The 23,747-nt window shown below is 66.5% G+C and carries 25 protein-coding genes; 15 read left to right on the top strand and 10 right to left on the bottom strand.

The features are described from left to right. Nucleotides 1–171: 171 nt before the first annotated feature. Nucleotides 172–729 (top strand): molybdenum cofactor biosynthesis protein B, encoded by a 558-nt coding sequence (gene moaB / locus FV220_RS01670; RefSeq protein WP_018042388.1) that lies wholly within the window; start codon nt 172–174, stop codon nt 727–729. On the opposite strand, the gene FV220_RS01675 is transcribed toward moaB, so the two are convergent. Continuing rightward, on the bottom strand, nt 730–1,251 hold the full coding sequence (locus FV220_RS01675) for a hypothetical protein (protein WP_018042389.1): 522 nt from the start codon (nt 1,249–1,251) through the stop codon (nt 730–732). It lies immediately after the preceding gene. Nucleotides 1,252–1,458: 207 nt separating this feature from the next. On the opposite strand from FV220_RS01675, the gene FV220_RS01680 reads away from it, so the two are divergent. Both FV220_RS01680 and FV220_RS01685 read left to right on the top strand, forming a co-directional pair. Then, nucleotides 1,459–1,794, top strand: a complete 336-nt coding sequence (locus tag FV220_RS01680) for a VOC family protein (protein WP_056145987.1) — start codon at nt 1,459–1,461, stop codon at nt 1,792–1,794. After that, complete coding sequence (locus tag FV220_RS01685) at nt 1,791–2,924, top strand: PA0069 family radical SAM protein (RefSeq protein WP_147829264.1); 1,134 nt, start codon at nt 1,791–1,793, stop codon at nt 2,922–2,924. The genes FV220_RS01680 and FV220_RS01685 overlap by 4 nt, the downstream gene beginning before the upstream one ends. Here the strand turns inward: FV220_RS01685 and FV220_RS01690 are convergent. The 4 genes from FV220_RS01690 to FV220_RS01705 all read right to left on the bottom strand — a co-directional run bounded on the left by FV220_RS01690 (nt 2,887) and on the right by FV220_RS01705 (nt 5,918). Beyond that, a complete protein-coding gene (locus FV220_RS01690; protein WP_056145990.1) occupies nt 2,887–3,537 on the bottom strand; it encodes a ribonuclease HII in 651 nt (216 codons plus the stop codon). The two genes, FV220_RS01685 and FV220_RS01690, sit on opposite strands and share 38 nt — an antisense overlap. A 113-nt stretch (nt 3,538–3,650) precedes the next feature. After that, nucleotides 3,651–4,721, bottom strand: coding sequence for a glycosyltransferase family 1 protein (locus tag FV220_RS01695; RefSeq protein ID WP_147829238.1), 1,071 nt, complete (start codon nt 4,719–4,721; stop codon nt 3,651–3,653). Continuing rightward, the gene (locus tag FV220_RS01700) at nt 4,718–5,545 is read right to left on the bottom strand and encodes a UDP-2,3-diacylglucosamine diphosphatase (RefSeq protein WP_056146553.1); all 828 of its coding nucleotides are present in this window, start codon (nt 5,543–5,545) and stop codon (nt 4,718–4,720) included. Before FV220_RS01700 ends, FV220_RS01695 begins: the two co-directional genes overlap by 4 nt. Nucleotides 5,546–5,645: 100 nt before the next feature. Next, a complete protein-coding gene (locus FV220_RS01705; RefSeq protein WP_147829240.1) occupies nt 5,646–5,918 on the bottom strand; it encodes a hypothetical protein in 273 nt (90 codons plus the stop codon). Nucleotides 5,919–6,178: 260 nt separating this feature from the next. Here FV220_RS01705 and FV220_RS01710 point away from each other — a divergent pair, with 260 nt between their 5' ends. The 10 genes from FV220_RS01710 (at nt 6,179) to FV220_RS01755 (ending at nt 17,439) form a co-directional block, all read left to right on the top strand. After that, nucleotides 6,179–7,387, top strand: coding sequence for an aminotransferase class V-fold PLP-dependent enzyme (locus FV220_RS01710; RefSeq protein WP_026175686.1), 1,209 nt, complete (start codon nt 6,179–6,181; stop codon nt 7,385–7,387). A 108-nt stretch (nt 7,388–7,495) separates the two neighbouring features. Further along, nucleotides 7,496–8,434, top strand: a complete 939-nt coding sequence (locus FV220_RS01715; protein ID WP_018042396.1) for a D-2-hydroxyacid dehydrogenase — start codon at nt 7,496–7,498, stop codon at nt 8,432–8,434. A 230-nt stretch (nt 8,435–8,664) separates the two neighbouring features. Further along, nucleotides 8,665–9,528 (top strand): NADP-dependent methylenetetrahydromethanopterin/methylenetetrahydrofolate dehydrogenase, encoded by an 864-nt coding sequence (locus tag FV220_RS01720; protein ID WP_147829242.1) that lies wholly within the window; start codon nt 8,665–8,667, stop codon nt 9,526–9,528. Between the two features lie 3 nt (nt 9,529–9,531). After that, nucleotides 9,532–10,173: a methenyltetrahydrofolate cyclohydrolase gene (gene fchA, locus FV220_RS01725; RefSeq protein WP_147829244.1), complete on the top strand. Its 642-nt coding sequence runs from the start codon at nt 9,532–9,534 to the stop codon at nt 10,171–10,173. A gap of 180 nt (nt 10,174–10,353) precedes the next feature. Then, nucleotides 10,354–11,532 carry a malate--CoA ligase subunit beta gene (locus tag FV220_RS01730; protein WP_018042399.1) on the top strand — a complete coding sequence of 393 codons (1,179 nt, stop codon included), beginning with the start codon at nt 10,354–10,356 and terminating at the stop codon, nt 11,530–11,532. Nucleotides 11,533–11,551: 19 nt separating this feature from the next. Further along, entirely contained in the window at nt 11,552–12,445 is an 894-nt protein-coding gene (gene sucD, locus FV220_RS01735; protein ID WP_018042400.1) for a succinate--CoA ligase subunit alpha, read from the top strand. A 210-nt stretch (nt 12,446–12,655) separates the two neighbouring features. Further along, entirely contained in the window at nt 12,656–15,415 is a 2,760-nt protein-coding gene (locus tag FV220_RS01740; protein WP_018042402.1) for a phosphoenolpyruvate carboxylase, read from the top strand. Nucleotides 15,416–15,546: 131 nt separating this feature from the next. Further along, a complete protein-coding gene (locus FV220_RS01745) occupies nt 15,547–16,521 on the top strand; it encodes a CoA ester lyase (RefSeq protein WP_018042403.1) in 975 nt (324 codons plus the stop codon). A gap of 192 nt (nt 16,522–16,713) precedes the next feature. After that, the gene (locus tag FV220_RS01750) at nt 16,714–17,148 is read left to right on the top strand and encodes a heme-binding protein (protein ID WP_056146002.1); all 435 of its coding nucleotides are present in this window, start codon (nt 16,714–16,716) and stop codon (nt 17,146–17,148) included. A gap of 111 nt (nt 17,149–17,259) precedes the next feature. After that, nucleotides 17,260–17,439 carry a hypothetical protein gene (locus FV220_RS01755; protein WP_018042405.1) on the top strand — a complete coding sequence of 60 codons (180 nt, stop codon included), beginning with the start codon at nt 17,260–17,262 and terminating at the stop codon, nt 17,437–17,439. Between the two features lie 25 nt (nt 17,440–17,464). Here FV220_RS01755 and FV220_RS01760 read toward each other — a convergent pair whose 3' ends face one another. After that, nucleotides 17,465–17,947, bottom strand: coding sequence for a hypothetical protein (locus FV220_RS01760; RefSeq protein WP_147829246.1), 483 nt, complete (start codon nt 17,945–17,947; stop codon nt 17,465–17,467). A gap of 194 nt (nt 17,948–18,141) precedes the next feature. Then, entirely contained in the window at nt 18,142–18,900 is a 759-nt protein-coding gene (locus FV220_RS01765) for a molybdopterin-binding protein (RefSeq protein ID WP_056158627.1), read from the bottom strand. Between the two features lie 135 nt (nt 18,901–19,035). Here FV220_RS01765 and sfsA point away from each other — a divergent pair, with 135 nt between their 5' ends. Next, a complete protein-coding gene (sfsA, locus tag FV220_RS01770) occupies nt 19,036–19,764 on the top strand; it encodes a DNA/RNA nuclease SfsA (protein ID WP_056146011.1) in 729 nt (242 codons plus the stop codon). A 214-nt stretch (nt 19,765–19,978) separates the two neighbouring features. Here the strand turns inward: sfsA and FV220_RS01775 are convergent, their stop codons facing one another. The 3 genes from FV220_RS01775 to FV220_RS01785 form a co-directional block, all read right to left on the bottom strand. Further along, nucleotides 19,979–20,917 (bottom strand): metallophosphoesterase, encoded by a 939-nt coding sequence (locus FV220_RS01775; protein WP_147829248.1) that lies wholly within the window; start codon nt 20,915–20,917, stop codon nt 19,979–19,981. A 171-nt stretch (nt 20,918–21,088) separates the two neighbouring features. Next, on the bottom strand, nt 21,089–21,370 hold the full coding sequence (locus FV220_RS01780; protein WP_147829250.1) for a hypothetical protein: 282 nt from the start codon (nt 21,368–21,370) through the stop codon (nt 21,089–21,091). Nucleotides 21,371–21,707: 337 nt separating this feature from the next. Further along, the gene (locus tag FV220_RS01785) at nt 21,708–23,093 is read right to left on the bottom strand and encodes an aminotransferase (RefSeq protein ID WP_018042412.1); all 1,386 of its coding nucleotides are present in this window, start codon (nt 23,091–23,093) and stop codon (nt 21,708–21,710) included. Nucleotides 23,094–23,219: 126 nt separating this feature from the next. Between FV220_RS01785 and FV220_RS01790 the strand changes: the two genes are divergently transcribed. Then, nucleotides 23,220–23,747, top strand: a complete 528-nt coding sequence (locus FV220_RS01790) for a hypothetical protein (protein ID WP_147829252.1) — start codon at nt 23,220–23,222, stop codon at nt 23,745–23,747.

A 23,747-nucleotide genomic window follows, 5' to 3' on the forward strand; every position in this document is an offset into this window, starting at 1 on the left:
CAGCGCCGGTGAAGCAACCAGACGCGGCATCGCGTCCCTCCCGACCGACTTCGGACGGAGGCCATCGCGCGTCAGCCGGAGCGGTGGAGCACCCCAGGGGTGGCGGGATCGACCTGCCGCCCCATTCGCGGCTAGAACCGGTCGGTACCGCCGAGCCGAGAGCCGTCAGCCATGGTCGCCGCAGACAAGACCCGTAGCTTCATCCCGCTCTCCATCGCGGTGCTGACCGTCTCCGACACCCGTGTCGCCGAGGACGATCGTTCCGGCGACACGCTGTGCGAACGGCTCGTCGCGGCCGGGCATAGCCTCGCCGGCCGCGCCATCGTCCCCGACGAGGTCGTCGCGATCCGCGCACAGGTGGAATCCTGGACGCGGGACCCGGCTGTCGACGTGGTGATCACCACGGGCGGCACGGGCTTCACCGGACGCGATGTGACACCCGAAGCGATCGAGCCGCTCTTCGAGAAGCGGATGGACGGATTCTCGGCGGTCTTCCACCGCATCTCCTACGACAAGATCGGGACGTCCACCCTGCAGTCACGAGCCACGGCGGGGCTCGCGAACGCCACCTTCGTGTTCGTCCTGCCCGGTTCACCGGGCGCGTGCCGCGATGCGTGGGACGGCATCCTCGCCGCGCAACTCGACTATCGACACCGGCCCTGCAACTTCGTCGAGATCATGCCGCGCCTGGACGAACACCTGCGGCGCGGCGCCTCGATCCCGGTCTGATTACCCTCGGTTCAGCCGCACGTTCACCCGCCGGGGATGCAGGCGGGTCGAGAAGACGGCGCTCGCGATGAGGCGGTCCCGGCGTACGAGGTCTCCGGCGCGCGGTGTGCGCACGCCGATGACGGACTCGCCCTGTGCCGCAAGGCGCGACGGCAATCCCGCATGGGGTCGGCGCAGGCGCCCGAGGACCATCTCCGGCCGGGCCGTCCCGATGAACCGATCGATGGTGCGGATCCAGCCCTCGGCCGGCACGTCACCGGCCTCGAGGCACAGGACCCATTCCCGCCGCGCGGCCCTCGCCCCCTCCGACCAGGGCGGCGTACCGCCCGAACGGACGACGAAGGTCGCGCCGGTGGCCTCGGCCACGGCATCGATCGCAGCATCATGGGCGGGGGCGATGATGACCGCGTCGCCGACGAGCCCGGCGGCGACGCCCTCGACGAGAGCCCCCAGAGTATCGGCGAGCTGGTCGACCGCATCGGGGCCGACCGGCATCGCTACATGGATCAGAGCCGAAATCATGCGCGCGCATACCGTATTTTCGGCCCGGAGAAAGCCGGATGGCGCCGAAACAACGACGAGAACCCGCGCCTCGCAGGCATAACCCGTCGATTGCTCTAAAAAAGGGCAGGGATGCCGTTCGTGTTCCTGATATGTTCGCGGCCCGAACGGAGGGGCATCGCGCGACGCGCCAGGCGTCCCTTCGTCGAAACGAATGGGGAGCAAGGCATGCGGCAGGATGGCAAGATCGATTACCTCGAGTTGCCGGGCGGCGACATCGACCGGGTGAAAGCCTTCTACGGGAACGCTTTCGGCTGGAGCTTCGTCGATTACGGCCCGCGCTATGCCGCCTTCGATGAGGGTCTCGATGGCGGGTTCGATGCCGACGCGGCGAAGGCGGTGCCCTTGCCCGTACTCTATGCGCAAGATCTCGAAGCGATGCAGGCACGGGTCGAGGCGGCGGGGGGCACGATCGTGGCGCCGATCTTCGCTTTTCCCGGCGGTCGCCGCTTCCATTTCAAGGACCCGGCGGGAACGGAACTGGCTGTGTGGTCCGAGCGGTGAAGGCCGCCGGGGACGAGGGTGACGAGGCGTTCGGCGCGCCCGACCGGCGGCTTGGGGGGAGCACCCTGTCGGCGGATGCGAGAAAGGGGCGTGGGGCCACGGCCAATCCCTGCGGTCGCTATGAACCGGCACGGCGGGAGGCCTTCGACGACGGTTGGGTTTCGGATGATGCCGCCCAGCGCCTGCGTACCGAAGACCGGCCCGAGCACGCACGCACCATCCTGACGCGGAATACGTCACCGGACCTGCCGTTCGATCGCTCGATCAATCCCTATCGCGGCTGCGAGCACGGATGCGTCTACTGTTTCGCCCGGCCCAACCACGCCTATGTCGGCTTGTCCCCCGGCCTCGATTTCGAGACGAAGCTGTTCCACAAGGCCCATGCGGCCGAGTTGCTGGAGCGTGAGCTTTCCGCGAAGGGCTACCTGCCGCAGACGATCGCCCTCGGGACGGCCACGGACCCGTATCAGCCGATCGAGCGAGACCATGGTATCACCCGCGCCGTGCTCGGCGTCTTGGCGCGCTTCCGCCATCCCGTGGGGATCGTCACGAAATCGAACCTCGTCGCCCGGGACATCGACATCCTGGCGCCAATGGCGGAGCTAGGCCTCGTCAAGGTTGCGATGTCGGTGACGACCCTCGACCCTGTCCTGGCCCGCCGGATGGAGCCGCGCGCTCCCCATCCCGACCGGCGCCTCGAAGCGATCCGTCAGCTCAGCCGCGCGGGCATCCCGGTCATGGTGATGATGGCTCCGGTCATTCCATCGCTGAACGACCACGAGATCGAAGCGGTACTGGAGCGGGCGCGGGAATGCGGTGCCGTCGAGGCGCGCCATGTCCTGCTGCGGCTGCCGCTCGAACTCGACGACCTCGTGAACGACTGGTTCGCCGAGCATTATCCGGGGCGCCGGCGGCACGTGATGTCGCTCGTGCGCGAGGCCCGTGGCGGCAAGGCCTACGATGCGACTTTCGGCCGGCGGATGACCGGCAGCGGGGCCTATGCCGATCTCATCGGCCAACGCATGCGGCTGGCAAAGCAACGCTTCGGCTACGCCGATGCGCGCATCTCCCTGCGCACGGATCTCTTCGATCCTACAGCGGCGTCCGGGGCACAGCTGCGCCTGTTGTGACAACAGAGGGCGAGGACGCGAAACGCTTGGTGAAGCTCACCCGGTGATGCGCGGAGCGACCGAGGCTCGCCAAACCGGCGAGATGAGCCGCGGTGCCATAGCCGACATTGCGATCCCAGGCATAGGCCGGATGACGGCCGGCCAGAACCCGCATGAGATCGTCCCGCAAGGTCTTGGCGACGATGGAGGCCGCCGCGATCTGGGGCACCAGCCGATCGCCGCCGATCACCGCCCGGCACGGCAGGGACAGGCCGGGGATGGCATCGCGCCCATCCACGGCCACGGGCGCTTCGAGACCGAGCTTCTCCACCGCTCGCCGCATGGCGTCGAGGGTCGCCGCGCGGACGTTGATCCGGTCCACGAGCTGCCGTGACCCGGCCGCCACCGCCACCTCGGCATGTTCGCGAATGAGTGGCGTCAGGCGCTCGCGCGTCGCCCGGTCGAGCTTCTTGCTGTCGTCGAGGCAGGCCAGCACGGAGGCCGGGAACACGGCGGGATCGAACCAGACCGCCGCCACGACCACGGGGCCGCACAGCGCACCGCGCCCGACCTCGTCGCAGCCGATGAGAGCGGGGAGGGTGCTGGCGACGGGGTCGGCGAACGGTCTGGTCATCGGCCCGATGGATTACACTTCGGCCAAAGACGGGTCACCTTGCTTGGCGCCAGAAATGTGTGGGCGTGTGCCCCCAAGCGAAGAGGCCGGAAGGTCATCCCCACCGTCCCACGCTACACTGCCGGTGCCGTCCTGAACGCCCGGCGCTTCGGCGTGGGAAGGCCGGTGCCGTGAGCCAGCGAAATGTTGGTGAAGAACTGGCGCGCGCTCTCGCCCCAGGTGTAGCGCAAGGCCTCTGCGCGGCAGCGCTCGCGGGGGATCGACAGGGCGGCGAGCGCCGCCTCGCGCAGGTCGGGTCCGAGGATTCCGGCGCCGGTCCCGCCGATGACGTCGAGGGGGCCGGTGACCGGATAGGCCGCCACCGGAACGCCGCAGGCGAGGGCTTCGAGCAGGACGATGCCGAACGTGTCGGTAAGGCTGGGGAACACGAAGACGTCCGCCGCCGCGTAGATGCGGGCGAGCGCCGCGCCGGTCAGGGTGCCGAGGAAGCGGGCCTTCGGATACAGGCCGGCGAGGCGCGCCCGGTCGGGGCCGTCTCCGACCACGATTTTGGTGCCCGGCAGGTCGAGATCGAGGAAGGCCGAGACGTTCTTCTCCACCGCCAGCCGGCCGACGAAGAGAAAGAACGGTCCGGACAATCCGACCAGGGCATCGGGCGGGACGTCATCCGGCCCGGCGGGGCGAAAGAGGTCCGTATCGACCCCCCGCGTCCAGCGCATCAGGTTGCCGAAGCCGCGAGAGGCGAGGTCACGCTCCAGGGAAGGGGTCGAGACCATCGTCCCGCTCGCGGCGCCATGGAAGCGCCGCAGCCAGGCGTAGCTCCAGCTTTCGGGGACGGGGGCGCGGGCGGCGAGGTACTCGGGAAAGCGCGTGTGATAGCTCGTGGTGAAAGGGCGGCCATGGGCGAGACAATAGCGCCGGGTCGCGTAGCCGACGGTCCCCTCGGTGGCCACATGGACATGGGTCGGGGCGAGATCCGACCATAGGCGCGCGACCTTGCCCTTGGTGGCATAGGACAGCCGAATCTCCGGGTATCCCGGAAGCGGCACCGAGGCGAAGTCCTGATGGGTCAGGAACACGGTCTCGAAGCCGAGCTCCTGGCCCGCCGCCGCCATGTTCTCGAGAGAGCGGACGACCCCGTTGACCTGCGGGTGCCACGCATCGGTGGCGATCAGCAGCCTCACGCGACCGCCCGCGCCGGACCGACGGCGACCGCGCTGCGCTCCGCTTCTTCCGCGGCGGCCCGCGCCCGCAACACGCTCGGGTAATGCAGCACCTCCATGGTGCCGTCGTAATGCTCGACGATGGCGGTGCAGGATTCCACCCAATCCCCGGTGTTCAGATAGGTCAGCCCGGCGATCTGCCGGTGCGCGGCATGGTGGATGTGTCCGCAGATGACGCCGTCTGCGCCCACGCGCTTGGCCTCCGCGCTGAGCAGCTCCTCGAACTTTCCGATGAAGTTGACGGCGTTCTTCACCTTCAGCTTCGCCCAGGCCGAGAGCGACCAATAGGCGAGGCCGAGGCGACGCCGGATCGTGTTCAGATGCGTGTTGATGAAGAGCGCGAACGTGTAGGCCCCGTCGCCCAGGAAGGCGATCCATTTGGCATGCCGCACGACCATGTCGAACTGGTCGCCATGGATGACGAGGTAGCGCTTGCCGTCCGCAGCGACGTGGATCCGGTCGTCCACCACCTCGATCCCGCCGAAGGTCATGCCGAGATAATCGCGCAGGAACTCGTCGTGGTTGCCGGGGATGTAGATCAGCGTCGAGCCCTTGCGCACTTTGCGCAGCAGTTTCTGCACCACGTCGTTGTGGCTCTGCGGCCAGAACCAGCCCGATTTGAGCTGCCAGCCGTCCACGATGTCGCCGACGAGGTAGATCTCGTCGGCGTCGTAATCCCGCAGGAATTCCAGCAGCAATCCTGCCTGACAGCCCTTCGTGCCCAGATGCATATCGGACAGGAAGAGCGTCCTCACGCGGATCGTCTTCTCTGTATCTTCGCCCACGATCCACTCCGAACGGCTTCGGTGCGTTGAGCCAAACCGGATTCCCGTATCAGTTTGATGACGCGCGCCGTCTCGCCCCGTGGCTCGCCTCCCAACGCGACTACTTCAACCGCATCGCGCGGATGTTGCACTGCGCGACAAATTTTTTGAGTGGCCGGGAAGTTTTTTGCGTTTTCCTTCGGGGGCGAACCCCGGCATAGTCCCGATCAAGGTGACCCACCGGATCGCGCTGGAAAGCGCGTGTCCGGAGCCCATGCGAGGCGAAATCAAGGTTGCCGACGAGGTGAGAAACGACGTCCAAGGCCTTGGGAGTGTGCGGTATTCGCGCGCCCCGGCCAACGGAGAGAGGCTTGATCCAGTCGAAGGCAGTCACGTCGAGCGCTCCGGAACTCGCAGTCATCGGTGATGGCACGAGGCGGGCCTCGCGCCTTCCGTCGGCGATCGTGGACCCTGCCTACTCCTCCAGACGGACGCGCGGCAGCCGGGGCTCCTGGCAGCGCCGCCGTTTCTTTCCCAAAGCTTAGGAACCGTCCCGGCTGCCCATCAGGCCGGATCGCGACCTCGGACCACCGTATTCGATCCCAGCGTCGCACGATGCGTGCGCGCGAACCGAAGAAGAACCGGAGACACAACATGGCGGCAACGAGACGGCCGGGTCGGAACCATCTGTTCGTTCCGGGCCCGACGAACATCCCCGACCGCGTCCAGCGGGCGATGATCGTTCCCTCCGAGGATCATCGTTCGGTGGATTTCCCGACGCTGACCAAGCCCCTGTTCGAAGAGACCAAGGCCGTGTTCGGCTCGACCGAGGGCACGATCTTCCTGTTCCCGGCCTCGGGTACCGGTATCTGGGAATCGGCGCTGACCAACACCCTGCATCGCGGCGACACGGTGCTGACCTCGCGCTTCGGCCAGTTCAGCCACCTGTGGATCGACATGGCCCAGCGCCTCGGCCTGAACGTGATCGTTCAGGAAGAGGAGTGGGGCACGGGTGCGAACCCGCAGCGGATCGAGGAGGCGCTGCGCGCCGACACGAACCACGAAATCAAGGCCGTCATGACGGTCCATAACGAGACCGCCACCGGCGTCACCAGCGACATCGGTGCCGTGCGCAAGGCGATCGACGCGGCCGGCCACCCGGCACTTCTCTTCGTCGATGGCGTGTCCTCGATCGGCTCGCTGCCGTTCTACGCCGACGAGTGGAAGGTCGATTGCGCCATCGCCGGCTCGCAGAAGGGCCTGATGCTCCCCGCCGGCCTCGGCGTGATCTGCGTCAGCCAGAAGGCGCTCAAGGCCGCCGAGTCCTCGTCGGGCCCGAACGACCGTCTCGCGCATGTCTACTTCGACTGGGCCGACCATCAGAAGCAGAACGGCGCCGGCTACTTCCCCTACACCCCCGCCCTGCCGCTTCTCTACGGCCTGCGCGAGGCACTCGCCTGCCTGCGGGAAGAAGGTCTCGAGAACGTCTACCACCGCCATGCCGTACTCGCCGAGGCGACCCGCCAGGCCGTGGCGGCCTGGGGTCTCAAGACCTGCGCCAAGGAAGCCAAGTGGAACTCGGACACGGTGACGGCCATCCTCGTCCCCGAGGGCATCGACGCCGCCGCGATCATCAAGCACGCCTTCGTGCGCTACAACCTCGCCCTCGGCGCGGGTTTGAGCCAGGTGGCCGGCAAGGTGTTCCGCATCGGCCACGTGGGTGACCTGAACGAGCTCTCGCTTCTCGGCGCCATCGCCGGCGCGGAGATGGCCATGCTCGACAACGGCGTGAAGGTGCAGCCGGGCTCCGGCGTCGCCGCCGCCTCCAGCTACCTGCGTGAGAACCCCCTCGCCAAGTCCTGATCGAAGCTGTTTCCCGGGGCCGGCATCTCGCCGGCCCCGGGGCATCGTCTATAGAAGCGTGTATCGCGTAACGTCGCGCTCGGCGCGGAACGTCGCTTGAGGGTTCCAATGGCGCACAAAATCGTCTTCCTCGATCGTGAATCCCTCGACGCCAAGGTGCGTGAGTTCAATTTCCCGCACGAATATACCGAGTACGACTCCACCTGGACGCCGGAGGAGATCGTCGAGCGCCTGAAGGGGGCCGAGATCGCGCTGATCAACAAGGTGCCCATGCGCGCCGAGACGTTGAAGCAGCTCCCCGACCTCAAGCTCATCGCCGTGGCCGCCACCGGCACCGATGTCGTCGACAAGGCCGTCGCTAAGGAACTCGGCATCACGGTCGTCAATATCCGCAACTACGCCTTCAACACCGTGCCCGAGCACGTGATCGGCCTGATGTTCGCCCTGCGGCGCGCCATCGTGCCCTACGCGAACTCCGTGCGCCGGGGCGATTGGGCGAAGTCCACCCAGTTCTGCTATTTCGACTATCCGATCCACGACATCGCCGGCTCGACGCTGGGCATCGTCGGCTATGGCGCGCTCGGTAAGTCCATCGCCAAGCGGGCGGAAGCGCTCGGCATGAAGGTCATCGCCTACGACGTGTTCCCGCAGGAAGGCCTCGTGGATTTCGAGACGATCCTGACCGAATCCGACGTCATCACCCTGCATGCGCCGCTGACGCCGGAGACCCGGAACATGATCGGCGCCGAGCAGCTGGCCAAGATGAAGAAACACGCCATCCTGATCAACACGGCGCGTGGCGGCCTCGTCGACGAGGAAGCCCTCGCCGAGGCCCTGAAGGCCGGCACGATCGGCGGCGCCGGATTCGACGTGGTGATGACCGAGCCGCCCAAGAACGGCAACATCCTGTGCGAGCTCGACCTGCCCAACCTCATCGTCACGCCGCACGTGGCCTGGGCGAGCAAGGAGGCCATGCAGATCCTGGCCGACCAGCTCGTGGACAACGTCGAGGCCTATGTTGCGGGCAAGCCGCAGAACGTGGTGTGAGGATCGGGCTCCATACGTGGAGACCCGGCTCGGAGACGCAGACGTCCCTCCGGGGCCGTGGAGCGGAGCCCGAAATCCAAATCGCCGGGCGCTGATCGAGGCTGTGCCGACGGGGTGTTCGGATGACGGGCCGCCGACACTGCGGAATGTTGGAGCACACCATCGCGCGGCTCATCGCAGTCTCGCCAATCATACGATAACCGCGCAGCGACGCGGGCAGAGGAAACGACATGACGAAGAAGCTGCTGTTCCAATTGGATACCGATACCGTTCCGAGCGTGTTCGATGTGGTCGTCGGTTACGACGGCGGGGCCGATCGCATCACCGGCTACGGCAACGTGACGCCCGACAATGTCGGCGCGCTGGTGGACGGCACGATTTACACCCGCGGCGGTTCCGAGAAGAAGTCCACGGCGATCTTCGTCGGCGGCGGCAGCATGGCGGCCGGCGAAGCGGTGTTCGAGGCCGTGAAGAAGCGTTTCTTCGGCCCCTTCCGCGTGTCGATCATGCTCGATTCGAACGGCTCGAACACCACCGCAGCCGCCGGCGTCGCGCTGGTTCAGAAGGCCGCCGGATCGCTTCAGGGCAAGAAGGCCGTCGTGCTCGCCGGCACCGGTCCGGTGGGCATGCGCTCGGCAGCGCTCCTTGCGCAGGAAGGCGCCACCGTCGTCCTCTGCGGTCGTTCGCTGGACAAGGCCCAGGCCGCCGCCGATTCCATCAACAAGCGCTTCAACGTTCAGATCAGCGCCGCCGCGACGCCGGACGCCGCCTCGCGCGCCGCCATCGTCAAGGGCCAGAACCTCGTTTTCTCGGCCGGCGCCATCGGCCTCGAGCTTCTTGCCGAAGCCGACTGGAAAGACGAGGCCAGCATCGAGTTCATCGCCGACTACAACGCCCAGCCGCCCCTCGGCTTCGGCGGCATCGACGCCATGGACAAGGGTAAGGAGCGGCACGGCAAGAAGGTGTTCGGGGCCCTCGGCATCGGCGGCCTGAAGCTGAAGCTGCACCGCGCCTGCGTCGGCCAGCTCTTCGACAGCGCCGAGAAGGTCTTCGACGCCGAGGAGATCTATGCCCTCGCCAAGACGATGGCCTGACCCATGAGCGAGAAGACGGCGCCCGCCAACGAAACCATCCAGAGCTTCCTCGACGGGCTCGCGAGCTCGGCCCCGACCCCCGGAGGCGGCGGAGCCGCCGCTATCTCCGGTGCCATGGGCGCCGCGCTCCTCAGCATGGTGTGCAACCTCACCATCGGAAAGAAGAAGTACGTCGAGGTGGAGGGCGAGCTGAAGGAGATCCTCGGCAAGTCCGAAGCGCTCCGGGCCGAACTCACTGGAATGATCGCCGACGATGTCGAGGCTTTCGACGCCGTGATGGGAGCCTACGGCCTGCCGAAGGGCACCGACGAGGAAAAGGCGGCTCGCGCCGCCAGAATCCAAGAGGCGCTCAAGGTCGCCACCGACGTGCCGCTCGCCTGTTGCCGCGCCTGCCGCGAGGTCATCGACCTCGCCGAGGCCGTGGCCGACAAGGGCAACCTCAACGTCATCTCCGATGCAGGGGTCGCGGTTCTCTCCGCTCATGCCGGACTGCGCAGCGCCGCGCTCAACGTCTATGTCAACGCCAAGGGCCTGGACGATCGGGGATTTGCCGATGAGCGACTGAAGCAACTCGAAGAGTTGCTTGGGCCAGCAGGACCATTGAACGAGAAGATCTACGAGGTCGTGAAGGCCAAGGTGAACTAAGACCAACGACAGGCCGGCGAGAGCAAACTCAGCCGGCCTTTTCGTCTAAAAAATACATTCCGTCCGCCGTTAAAGGCGGAGTGAAAGAGAATGTAAAAAAATATTACAACAGAAGCTCTTTCCGTGAAGTGAAATTTACGAGAGTGTCTGTCCCAGGGAAAAACGCCGAGGAGAACGCACATGGACGTGCATGAGTATCAAGCCAAGGAGCTGCTCGCCGGATTCGGCGTCGCGGTTCCCAAAGGCGCGGTGGCCTTCAGCCCCGACCAGGCAGTCTACGCCGCCACCGAGCTCGGTGGCTCGTTCTGGGCGGTGAAGGCCCAGATCCATGCCGGTGCGCGCGGCAAGGCCGGCGGCATTAAGCTGTGCCGGACCTACAACGAGGTCCGCGACGCCGCCAAGGACCTCCTCGGCAAGCGTCTCGTCACCCTGCAGACCGGCCCGGAAGGCAAGCCTGTCCAGCGCGTCTATATCGAGACCGCCGACCCGTTCGAGCGCGAACTCTATCTCGGCTACGTCCTCGACCGTAAGGCCGAGCGAGTCCGCGTCATCGCCTCGCAGCGCGGCGGCATGGACATCGAAGAGATCGCCGCCAACGAGCCCGAGGCCCTGATCCAGGTCGTGGTCGAGCCGGCCGTCGGCCTGCAGCAGTTCCAGGCCCGCGAGATCGCGTTCCAGCTCGGCCTGAACATCAAGCAGGTCTCGGCGGCCGTGAAGACGATCATGAACGCCTACCGGGCGTTCCGCGATTGCGACGGTACGATGCTGGAGATCAACCCTCTCGTCGTCACCAAGGACGACCGCGTCCTGGCGCTCGACGCCAAGATGTCCTTCGACGACAACGCCATGTTCCGCCGGCGCAACATCGCCGACATGCACGATCCCTCGCAGGGCGACCCGCGCGAGGCCCAGGCCGCCGAGCACAATCTCAGCTATATCGGCCTCGACGGCGAGATCGGCTGCATCGTCAACGGCGCCGGCCTCGCCATGGCCACCATGGACATGATCAAGCACGCGGGCGGCGAGCCGGCGAACTTCCTCGATGTCGGCGGCGGCGCCAGCCCCGACCGTGTGGCGACGGCCTTCCGGCTCGTCCTCTCGGACCGCAACGTCAAGGCGATCCTCGTCAACATCTTCGCCGGCATCAACCGCTGCGACTGGGTCGCCCAGGGCGTGATCCAGGCGGCGAAGGAAGTGAAGATCGACGTGCCGCTCATCGTCCGGCTCGCCGGAACGAATGTCGAGGCGGGCAAGAAGATCCTGGCCGAGAGCGGCCTCGATCTCATCACCGCCGACAGCCTGTCGGATGCCGCCACCAAGGCCGTCGCCGCCTGCGACGCCGCCAAGCGCAACCACTGAGACGAGGGGAGGATACGTCATGAGCATTCTGATCGACGAGAAGACCCCGATCATCGTCCAGGGCATCACCGGCGATAAGGGTACGTTCCACGCCAAGGAGATGATCGAGTACGGCTCGAACATCGTCGGCGGCGTCACCCCGGGCAAGGGCGGCAAGACCCATCTCGGCGTCCCGGTGTTCAACACCGTCAAGGAGGCCGTCGAGGCCACCGGAGCCACCACCTCGATCACCTTCGTCGCCCCGCCCTTCGCGGCCGACGCGATCATGGAAGGGGCCGATGCCGGGCTCGCGCTGATCTGCTCGATCACCGACGGCATCCCGGCTCAGGACATGATGCGGGTGAAGCGGTATCTGCGCCGCTACCCCAAGGACAAGCGCACCATGGTGGTGGGCCCGAACTGCGCCGGCATCATCTCGCCCGGCAAGTCGATGCTCGGCATCATGCCCGGCCACATCTACCTCAAGGGCAATGTCGGCGTGATCTCGCGCTCGGGCACCCTCGGCTATGAGGCGGCGGCGCAGATGAAGGAAAAGGGCATCGGCATCACCACGTCGGTGGGTATCGGCGGCGACCCGATTAACGGGTCGTCCTTCCTCGACCATCTCGCCCTGTTCGAGCAGGACCCCGACACCAAGGCCGTGCTGATGATTGGCGAGATCGGTGGTCCGCAGGAGGCCGAGGCCTCGGCCTGGATCAAGGAGAACATGTCGAAGCCCGTCATCGGCTTCGTCGCCGGTCTCACCGCTCCGAAGGGCCGCCGCATGGGCCATGCCGGCGCCATCATCTCCGCCACCGGCGACAGTGCCGCCGAGAAGGCCGAGATCATGCGCTCCTATGGCCTGACCGTGGCCCCCAGCCCCGGCGATTTCGGCTCGACGGTCGAGCAGGTGATGCGCAAACTCGCCGCCTGAACGCGCAAACCCTCCCCCTCAGCGGGGGAGGGTGGTCGCGGAGCGACCGGGAGAGGGGCAGCGCCGCCCGGCCGCCGACGGACCCAACCACAGAAACCACCCCTTGATCGCCCCGACGCTGCGTTCCATGCTGCGGGGCGGCCGCTTCATCACCGTTGCCCGCGCGTCCCCGGCGGCCATCGGCTCAACTCTGTTCGAGGTGGCCATCCGATGACCGATACCCTCCACGCCCCGGTCGGGACCCTCGACCATCCCTTCGCGCCGCCGGTCATCACCGGTACGTCGTCGAAGGAGGCGCTCGACATCCTGTTCCACGCCCTGCTCGAAGTCGCCCGCCGGCACGAGCCGGAACTGGAGGCCGTGCTCCTGGGCCAAGCCAACATCTCGGAATTCTCGCCCGAGCTCCTCGCCCGCGCCCTTCAGGTGCAGGGCATCTGGTTCCAGTTGCTCTCCATCGCCGAGCAGAACGCCGCCATGCGTCGGCGCCGGCACCTGGAGCGCACGAAGGGACGGGCGGAGCTCGGCGGCAGCTTCAGCGCGGTCCTGGCGGAAGCGGTGAAGAACGGCATCAAAGCGCCCGAGATCCACGCCCTGCTGAAGGATCTGCGCATCCGCCCGACGATCACGGCGCATCCCACCGAGGGCAAGCGCGTGACGGTGCTGGAGAAGTTCCGACGCATCTACCTCGTCCTGCGCGAGCTTGAGTTGCCGCGCTGGACCGAGCGCGAGCGCAACGGCCTGATGAACGAGTTGCGCGACCAGATCGAGCTCGTCTGGATGACCGGCGAACTCCATCTCGAGAAGGCCACCGTAGAGCGGGAGGTCGCCTGGGGCCTGCACTTCTTCGACGAGACCCTGTTCGAAATGCTCCCCGAGGTGCTCTACTCCCTCGAGGAATCCCTCGCCGAATACTACCCGGACGAGAAGTTCGAGGTGCCGGCCTTCTTCCAGTTCGGCTCCTGGATCGGCGGGGACCGAGACGGCAATCCCTACGTCACCTCGTCGGTGACCCGTGCCACGCTCCAGCGCAACGCGCTGGCCTCCCTGCGGCGCTACCGCGACGGGGTCACGGCGCTTGGCCGCACGCTCTCCCTCACCGAGCGCTCGCTGCCTGTGCCGGCGACGTTCAAGTCCGAACTCGCGCAGCTTCTCGCGGAGAGCGGCGACGGGCGCGCCATCGCCAGCCGCAATCCGGGCGAGGCCTATCGCCAGTTCCTCACCTGCATCCTGCGCAAGCTCGAAGCCACCATCGCGCGCAACAAGGGGCAGCGCACCAGCGGCCCCGACTATCCGAGTGCCGACGGGCTCATCAACGATCTGCGCCACCTCGAAGCCGGCCTCACCGAAGCGAATTGCCCGTCGCTGGCCATCGACCTCGTCCGGCCGGTGCGCCGCATGGTCGAGATCTTCCGCTTCTCCACCGTGCGCCTCGACCTGCGCGAGAACACCACGCGCACCACGAAGACGCTCCATGCCCTGTGGCACCAGAGCCACGGCCAGAACAAGACGCCGCCCGCCCTCGAATCGCCCGAGTGGAAGAACTGGCTGCTGTCCGAGCTGGCGAAGCCGATGCATGGGGAGCGTTCGTTCGAGAGCCTGCCCGACGATGCCCGCGAAACGCTCGAGACGTTTGCCCTCGTCGGTGAGATGCGCGAGCAGCTCGACCGCGAGGCTTTCGGCTCGTTCATCCTGTCGATGACCCGCTCGGTCCCCGACATCCTCGGCGCCTATCTCCTCGCCAAAGAAGCCGGCAACTTCCTCGATGCCGCCGGCACCGAGATCTGCTGCCTGCCGATCGTGCCGCTGTTCGAGACCATCGACGACCTGCGCGCTGCGCCCGCCATCATGAAGGAGCTGTTCTCGATCCCCGTCGTGCGCCGCTCCACCCGCTGGCAGGGCGGGATGCAGGAGGTGATGATCGGCTACTCGGATTCGAACAAGGATGGCGGCTTCGTCGCCTCGAACTGGGAGCTCTACAAGGCGCAGGACAAGCTGACCCAGCTCGGCAAGTCGTCGGGCGTGCCGATCGCCTTCTTCCACGGTCGCGGCGGTTCGGTGAGCCGTGGCGGGGCGCCCACCGCCCGGGCCATCGCCGCCCAGCCGCCGGGATCGATCAACGGCCGATTCCGCACCACCGAACAGGGAGAAGTCGTCTCCTTCAAATACGCCAACCGCGGCACCGCTGCCTATCAGATGGAGCTCCTGGCCTCGTCGGTGTTCGACCACGCGTTGAAATCGGAGCGCGAGGCGATCAACATCCCGCGCAATGAGTTCGACGACACGCTGGAAGCGCTGTCGGGCGCCTCGCGCGCTGCCTACGTCAACCTGATCCAGCACCCCGATCTCGTGACCTATTTCCAGGCCGCGAGCCCGCTCGACGAGATCGCGCTCCTCAACATCGGCTCCCGTCCGGCGCGGCGCTTCGGCGCCCGCTCGCTGGCGGATCTGCGCGCGATTCCCTGGGTCTTCGCCTGGTCGCAGAACCGCCACGTCATCACCGGCTGGTACGGCGTCGGCTCCGGCCTGAAGAGTTTCCTCGACGTGCGCGGAGCGCAGGGCGAAGCACAGCTGAAGCGGCTCTTTGCCGAATCGAAGCCGTTCCGCCTCATCCTCGACGAGGTCGAGAAGACACTTCTGATGGTCGACCTCGCTATTGCGAAAGATTACGCCGGTCTCGTGCCCGACGAGGCCGCCCGCAACAGCATCTTCCCGCTGATCGAGGCCGAGTACGAGCTGACCCGCGAGATGGCCCTGCGTGTCAGCGGCGACCGCGAACTGGCCGAGCGCTACCCGCAGTTCCGGGACCGCCTCAATGGCCGGCTGCCGACGATCAATCAGGTCAGCCGAGAACAGGTGGAGTTGCTTCGCCGTTTTCGGGGCGAGGAAGACGAGGACAAGCGCGAGGCGGTGAAATCCGCGTTGCTGCTGTCGATCAACTGCATCGCCGTCGGCTTCGGCGCGACGGGCTGAGGCATTTGTAAGGATACCGAGGGTCGGACACGGCCCTGGGGCTGGCGCGCGAGCGCCCCACGACCGGTATGGTGGACCGCGTTTTGCGGCCTCACCACCCGCAACGAAACCAAACAAGGAAGGATTCCCCGATGAGCTTTACCCTGATCCAGCAGGCGACCCCGCGCCTCCATCGCTCGGAACTCGCCGTTCCCGGCTCCAACCCGACCTTCATGGAGAAGTCCGCCTCCTCGAAGGCCGACGTGATCTTCCTCGACCTCGAAGATGCGGTCGCCCCCGACGATAAGGAGCAGGCCCGCAAGAACATCATCCAGGCGCTCAACGACCTGGATTGGGGCACCAAGACCATGATGATCCGCATCAACGGTCTCGACACCCACTACATGTACCGCGACGTGGTCGACATCGTCGAAGCCTGTCCGCGCCTCGACATGATCCTGATCCCCAAGGTCGGCGTGCCGGCCGACGTCTACGCCATCGACGTGCTGACCACCCAGATCGAGCAGGCCAAGAAGCGCGAGAAGAAGATCGGCTTCGAGGTGCTGATCGAGACCGCTTTGGGTATGGCCAACGTGGAGGCGATCGCCACCTCGTCGAAGCGCCTGGAAGCCATGTCCTTCGGTGTGGCCGACTACGCCGCCTCTACCCGCGCCCGTTCCACCGTCATCGGCGGCGTGAACAAGGACTTCTCGGTGCTCACCGACAAGGACGAGGCCGGCAACCGCGAGACCCATTGGCAGGACCCGTGGCTGTTCGCCCAGAACCGCATGCTGATCGCGTGCCGCGCCTACGGCCTGCGTCCGATCGACGGCCCGTTCGGCGACTTCTCCGATCCGGACGGCTACACCTCCGCCGCCCGCCGCTGCGCCGCCCTCGGCTTCGAAGGAAAGTGGGCGATCCACCCCTCGCAGATCGACCTCGCCAACGAGGTGTTCACCCCGTCGGAAGCCGAAGTCACCAAGGCCCGCCGCATCCTCGAAGCCATGGAAGAGGCCGCCAAGGCCGGCAAGGGCGCCGTCTCGCTGGACGGCCGCCTCATCGACATCGCCTCGATCCGTATGGCCGAGGCGCTGATCGAGAAGGCCAACGCGATGTCGGCCAGCTGATCCGCTCGCTTCGTAGACATCGCTGAGCAGGACGGCCGCTTCCGAAAGGGGCGGCCGTCCTCGCTTTAGGCCCGAAATGTCCTATCGTTCACGGTGTGTCGCCGTGAGAACAGGCGCCGGGGCCACTCGCTTCCGCTACGCGAAGACGGCCAAACGGCTCCGATCTCGTCGACCGACAAGGGAGAAACCATCATGCATGTGACCATCGAAGACGCCCACAAGGCCATCGAGGCCGCCCGCGCCAAGGCGGTGGAGCTCGACACCCAGATGTGTATCGCCGTCGTCGATTCCGGCGGTAACCTCAAAGCGTTCTACCGCATGGACGGGGCCTGGGTCGGTTCCATCGACATCGCCCAGAAGAAGGCCAAGACCTCCGTGTTCTTCGGCATGATGACGGGGCAGATCGGCCAGCTGTCGCAGCCGGGCGGCCCGCTCTTCGGCATCGAGCATTCCAACGAGGGCCTGATCACCTTCCCCGGCGGCATCCCGATCGTCGACCAGGACGGCGAGATGTCCGGCGCCATCGGCGTCAGCGGCTCCAGCGTGGAGAACGACCACGCCGTCGCTCTCGCCGGTGCCAGCACGGTCGGCGCCACCGAGCTGCCCGCGCATCCCTGGCGGACGTAAGACCGCATGACGGGCACGGTTCATTGGGTGCGCCGCACCCGATGAACACCGTCGGTTAAGCATGCGGGCCCTATCACGGTCCCATCACCCCGAGCCGTGACAGGAGCGCCGATGACCCGGGACCAACTCGCCGCCGAACTGAAGCGCATGGCCACAGCGCAGGTCGCCGACATCGAGCGTGCGGTCAAGGACGGCCACCGGACCATCGCCCTCAACGAACTGGCGGATCTGAACCGCCAGCTGAAGGCGCTGGCCGCAGCCGTGAAGGCCCGGCCCGTCGTACGGGCCTGATACCTCAAAGCCCGACGCGACCGCCTCAGTAGCGCGGGCCGCGTCCGCGCTCTTCCAACGGCGGCTCGTCGGACAGGCGCTCGTCGCCGGCGAGCCCGTCCGCCGGGCGCTCCTCCAGGCGATCTTCCCCGTGATCGGCTCCCCGCCCGGGGCGAGTTTCATCCACGAATGGAATGTCGCCGGGCGGCAGCGGGGGTCGGAGCAAGGGCCTCGCCTCGCCGTATCCGCGATCCGGCTCGGGCCGGAAGCGGTCCGAACGCTCCTCACAGATCGTCACCCGCTTCACGATCTCTTCCCCATCGGGCGTGATCCGACGCCGGACCACGACCCGGCACGGCTCGATGAGCCGGGCCGCCCCGCGCTCGGGGCCGAAATCCTCCACAGGAGGCGGGAGCCGCCGCTCGGCGGGGAAATCACGGGGCGGTCCATAAGGATCGGGGAAATCGGCGGCGACAGCGGGTAGGCTGCAGAGGCCGACGACCACGAATCCGCACAGGACCGGCGTCATACGAAGCCTAGCGAGGAATGATAGCGGTTTCACGGGCACGGAACGTCTCCGGAGAGAGGACCGCTCCCGCCATGGGGTTGCGGCACGGGATCATCCTGCCATCGAGCCGCTGAACCGGAGCGTGCGCGACCGCTCGGGCATTATTCATCTCCGTGCGCGCGGTCTCGCTGCCGGTGGTCCCGACCTCGATACGGTCATGCCTTGCCGTCGGCGGCCTTCAATTGCGCCACGAGGTCGGCGATCTCGACCCGGGCTCGGGCCACCGCATCCGAATCCTTGCCGCGCACCACGATCCGATTGGCGAAACCCTGTTGCGTCATCGAAGGATAGGACCCGATGGAGACGCCGGGGTGCGCCTTCGCGATCTCACCGAGGCCCGATGCATAGTTGCCTTCAGGCAGGTTTCCGGCCTCGATCGTCTCCGACAGGACGCGCGCTCCCGTCGCGAGGGTGGGGCCGATCTCATCCAGCATGGCCTGCATGATCGCCGGCACACCGGCCATGACGAAGACGTTGCCGATGCGAAAGCCAGGCGCCTTCGAAATCGGGTTGGCGATGAGATCGGCACCGGCCGGAATACGCGCCATGCGGAGCCGGGCCTCGTTGAGGTCTTCCGGCTTGTGCCGCTCGAGCAGCATGGCCTTGGCTCGTGGATCGACATCGATGGTCACGCCGAAGGCGGCCGCCACGCAATCGGCAGTGATGTCGTCATGGGTGGGACCGATGCCCCCGGTGGTGAAGAGATAGGTGTAGCGGGTCCGCAATGCGTTCACCGCATCGACGATCTCCGAGGCCTCGTCGGGGACGATGCGGACTTGGCGCAGGTCGATGCCGATGGCCGTGCAGTAATCGGCGATGGTGCCGATATTCTTGTCCTTGGTCCGCCCGGACAGAATCTCGTCGCCGATGACGAGGATCGCGGCGGTGATGGGGGAAGGAGCGGGGTCTGTCATCGGAATCCGTGGCGGTCGCGTGGCGATGACGACGACGTAGCGCGACGATGCCCACCTGACCATGGCGGCTCCCTGGTCCGGCCGGCAGGCTGCTGATAGGGGCGGGGCACCCGCTCGGATGTGGAGTTCCACCAAATGAAGTTCGCAGCACCGCTGATCGAGGGCCGGCTCGTCCGGCGCTACAAGCGGTTCCTCGCCGATATCGAACTGGCGGATGGCAGCCTCGTCACCGCGCATTGCGCCAATCCGGGCGCCATGCTCGGCCTCGTCGTGCCCGGATCGCGCGTCCTGCTCTCCGCCTCCACCAACCCTGCGCGCAAGCTCGGCTTTTCATGGGAACTGGTGGAGGCGGACCTCCCCGGCGGTCCGCAATGGGTGGGCATCAACACCATGCGGCCCAATGCCCTCGTCGCCGAGGCCTTCGCCGAAGGTCGTCTCCCGCCGTTGGCGGGATACGGTTCGCTACGTCCGGAGGTGCGCTACGGTCGTGCCAGCCGAGTCGATTTCCTGGCCACGGGCGAGGGGCTGCCGCCCTGCCACGTGGAGGTGAAGAATTGTCACCTCCTGCGCGAGCCGGGCCTCGCCGAGTTTCCCGATTGCGTCGCCGCCCGCAGCGCGCGGCACATGGACGAGCTGACGGAGGTCGTCGCTCAGGGCGGCCGGGCGATGCTGATCATCGTGGTGCAGATGCAGGCCGAGCGGTTCGACGTGGCGCGGGACCTCGACCCGGCCTTCGACCGGGCCTTCGCCAGGGCGGCTGCGGGCGGGGTCGAGATCCATGCCCATCGCTGCCGCATCGATCCGACCGGGATCTCCATCGCCGACGCGATCCCGGTAATGCCACCCGGTCGCGGGGGTCTGTGAGCCGCCATCAATGCCGATGCGCGATTTCATGTCGCCTGCCGCCGAATCCGTGGCATGCTCGTGTTCCGACGATCCAAGGAGACGATCATGGCGAGTGAGAAACCACGCGGTGGCCGCGAAGCGAAGAAGCCGAAGAAGCCGGTCGTGAAGACGATCGCCGCGGCCCCCTCAACCAAAGGCACCGTGAGCATCGGCGCGAAGAAGTAGCGCTCCGTCAGGCGGGCGGCGCTGCCTCGACCGACGTCGGCGGCGCCACGCTCCCGAGTTCGAGAAGGACGATTTCCGGCGGCACCCCGATCCGGATCGGGACACGGCTGACGCCGAAGCCGCCGGAGACGATCATATGCCGTCCGCCGTGGACGACATGGCCGTAGGTCAGATCTTTGCCGCGCGCGAATGGGCTCAGCGGCGAGAGGCCGAAGATCCGAACCTGGCCACCATGCGTATGCCCGGACAGGGTCAGCGAGACACGCCCCGGAACGGTAGGAAAAATGTAGGGCTCGTGCGCCATAAGGAGGATCGGAGCCTCGTCGGTCACCTGCGCCAGGGTGCCGGGCAGATCGTCGCGGCCGCGCCGATCGCCCCGCGGCAGGAACGGTTCCTGATCTCCGAGCCCGGCAATCCAGAACGGGCGACCGTCATTCTCCAGCCTGAGAACCGTATTCTCCATCACTGGAATGCCGCGTGCCTCCAGCGCGCGTTGCGACTCCACAGGCCCGCGCCGTCTCGCCTGCGCGACTTCGTCATCCCACCAATCATGGTTGCCGAGGACGGCATGGACACCGAGCGGGGCTCGCAGCCCCCCGATCACCCGTGCAAACTCGACGAGCGGCACCTTGCGCGTGGTCACGCTGGGGCCGGACGGATAGTCTCCCAGAAGCAGGATGAGATCGGGCTCAAGCCGGTTGGTCGCATCGACGATCTCGGCGATCCGGTCGAGCGGCATGGTCGGTTCGCCCACGTGGAAATCCGCGAGGACGGCGACTCGTAGCGTCAATCCCTCTGTCCAGCCTGGGAGGGAGGGAGCGTAGCGCGTCACCACGAGTCGATGGCGTGGCTCGATCACGAAGCCATAAGCGCCCGTGGCAGCCACGAGGCTCGTACTCGCACCGATCCCGGTCAGGAACTGCCGTCTCGTCGGCAGGATCAGCATGTCATCGTCCTCGACCGCATAGCCGATGCGGCTTCATCGCCCTGGGGTCACAAATCCGGTACAGCCAAGTTCCGGTGATCGAGCTTCCGATGATCGAACCTGATTGACCAAGCCCGTGAAGGCTTGGTCGCACGATTTGGCCATGAGGCGTTCGGTCGGGAGGAAAAAGCCTCAGACGAGGGGCGCATCCTCGTGCTGGAAGCGGGAGAGCTGCCGGCGGGCGGCAATCTTCCGGGCCGCCTCTTTCGCAGCGGACGCCGAGACGTGAACCGCTGCGGCAAGGGCGGGTAGTGCCACGGGGCGGAAACCTTCGCGATCGGTTACCAGACCGGACGCACGGGGCGTCGACGACATGGCTGCGCGCTGGTTCTGTTCGGGGCGGGACATGGGAACGGGTCCTGTTTCACGGTGTCGGAACGCCACCAGATCCTCGTTTGTCTGGTTGACGATCACGCCAGTCTCTCGGGCACCCGCAAGAGGTTCGACCCGGACCGGCGCTGTGCGGCACGAGATCCATATGCGGCGAAGGATCATGAACGGGAGCTTAAGGATAGGCGAGACTTTACCAGGGTAGAGTTTCATCTCGCCGCGCTGCGTGTCTTGTGACACACACAAGCAATATTGGAAAAATAAAAAATACCATTCCGCAACGCAATCTGACCTTCCTTGCGGCGCGAAAGATCTGGACTTTTCTGTGGCAGCGCCGCTCTGAGTGTCTCTCACAAAACTCCCGCTGCGCTGTCGTGCGTGGAGCGAGAACCGATCGTGATCGGGAGTTTTGTGAGGCACTCTAAAGCGCTGCGTTGAGACCTTCCGACGCGATCCAAGCCTCGGTCCGGTCGAGAGCACGACCGAGGCGGTCGAACAGCGTGTCGATCTCGTCGTGCGAGATGACCAGGGGAGGGCAGACCGCGACCCGGTCACCGGCGAGGAACCGGACGATCAGACCCTCGGCCTGCGCGAAGGCGACGCAGCGGGCCGCGACGCCGGCTTTCGGCTCGTACTGACGCTTGGATGACTTGTCGGCGACGATCTCCAGGCCGCCGATGAGACCGAGTCCGCGCGCCTCCCCGACGATGGGGTGGTCGGCCAGAGCCGAGAGCCTTGCCTGGAAATGAGGAGCCTTCTCGGCGACGCCTTCGACGATGCGGTCGCGCTTGTAGATCTCGATGGTCTTCAGCGCGACGGCGCAGGCGACGGGGTGACCGGAATAGGTTGTGCCGTGGCCGAACGTGCCGAGCTTGGCGCTCTGCGTCACCAGAGCCTTGTAGAGCGGCTCGTCGATGCTGATGCCGCCCAGCGGCATGTAGCCCGATGTCACGGCCTTGGCGAAGGACAGGCTGTCGGGTCGCATTCCAAGTGCCTCGGAGCCGAACCAGGTGCCGAGGCGCCCGAAGCCGCAGATCACTTCGTCGGCGATGAAGCGCACGTCGTAGCGGTCGAGCACGGCCTGGATCTTGGCGAAGTAGCCGGCCGGCGGGGCGATGGCTCCGCCCGCACCCATCACCGGTTCCGCCACGAAGGCGGCGACGGTATCCGGCCCCTCGCGGAGAATCAGGGCCTCGAGTTCGTCGGCGAGGCGCTGCGAGAAGGCCTCCTCCGTCTCGCCGGCCTCGGCGAAGCGGTAATGATGCGGGCAGCCCACATGCAGGAAGCCCGGCAGCGGCAGGTCCCAATCCGCATGGTTGGCCGTGAGGCCGGTCATCGAGGCCGTGGCGACCGTGACGCCGTGATAACCTTTGATCCGCGAGATGATCTTCTTCTTGGCGGGGCGGCCCAACGCGTTGTTGAGATACCAAGTCAGCTTCACCTGGGTGTCGTTGGCCTCGGAGCCCGACGAGGTGAAGAAGATCTTCGATGTCGGGATCGGCATCAGCTCCTTCAGGGTCTCGGCGAGCTCGATCGCCGGATCGTGGCTGCGGCCCGAGAATAGGTGAGTGAAGGGCAGGCGCGACATCTGCTCGCTCGCCGCCTCCACCAGTTCCTCGTTGGAATAGCCCAGCGCCGTGCACCACAGGCCGGCCATGCCTTCGAGATAGGGCCGGCCGTCGCTGTCATAGACCCAGACTCCGTGGCCGCGCTCCAGCACAAGGGGGCCGGTCTCGCGGAAGGTGGAGAGGTTGGTGTAGGGATGGATCAGCGTTTCGACGTCGCGGGTCGCGAGGTTCGAGAGCATGGGCCTGCCGTTACCTGTGGAAGCGGGCCGGTTCGGCCCCGTGTTCATGCGATGCCACATTAGCGACCCGGCGCGCCTTCACAAACCCATCCCGTCACCGCAGCGCCCGCACGGAACGTCAGGACCATGCTCGATCCCGCAACCTTCGTGGCCCATCCGGCGCCCGGCCGCTCCTGCGGAACCTGCACCCTGTGCTGCAAGGTCTACGACGTCCCGGCGGTGGAGAGCGTCGCCGGTCAATGGTGCCGCCACACCAGGCAGGGCAAGGGCTGCGCCATCCATCCGACACGGCCGGACCATTGCCGCGCCTTCCACTGCCTCTGGATGACGGAAGCCTGGCTCGGCGCCGAGTGGAAGCCGGAGAAAGCCAAGATGGTGCTCGCCCTCGACCCGGTGACGAAGAACATGAACGTCCAAGTCGACCCCGGCCAGCCTAACGCCTGGCGGCGCGAGCCGTATTACGGACAGTTGCGGCGCTGGGCCACCGCATCGCTGGCGCAGGACAGGCTCGTCCTCGTCCATCTAAACACATCCACCACCGTCATCCTGCCGGACCGTGACGTGGCCTTGGGCGTGTTCGAGCCCGGCGACAGGATCGTGCGGCGAGATCGCGCCGGCGTCTTCGATGTCGAGAAGGTGAGGGCCGGCGCTTGA

This window comes from Methylobacterium sp. WL19, from assembly GCF_008040005.1.
Classification (GTDB): domain Bacteria; phylum Pseudomonadota; class Alphaproteobacteria; order Rhizobiales; family Beijerinckiaceae; genus Methylobacterium; species Methylobacterium bullatum.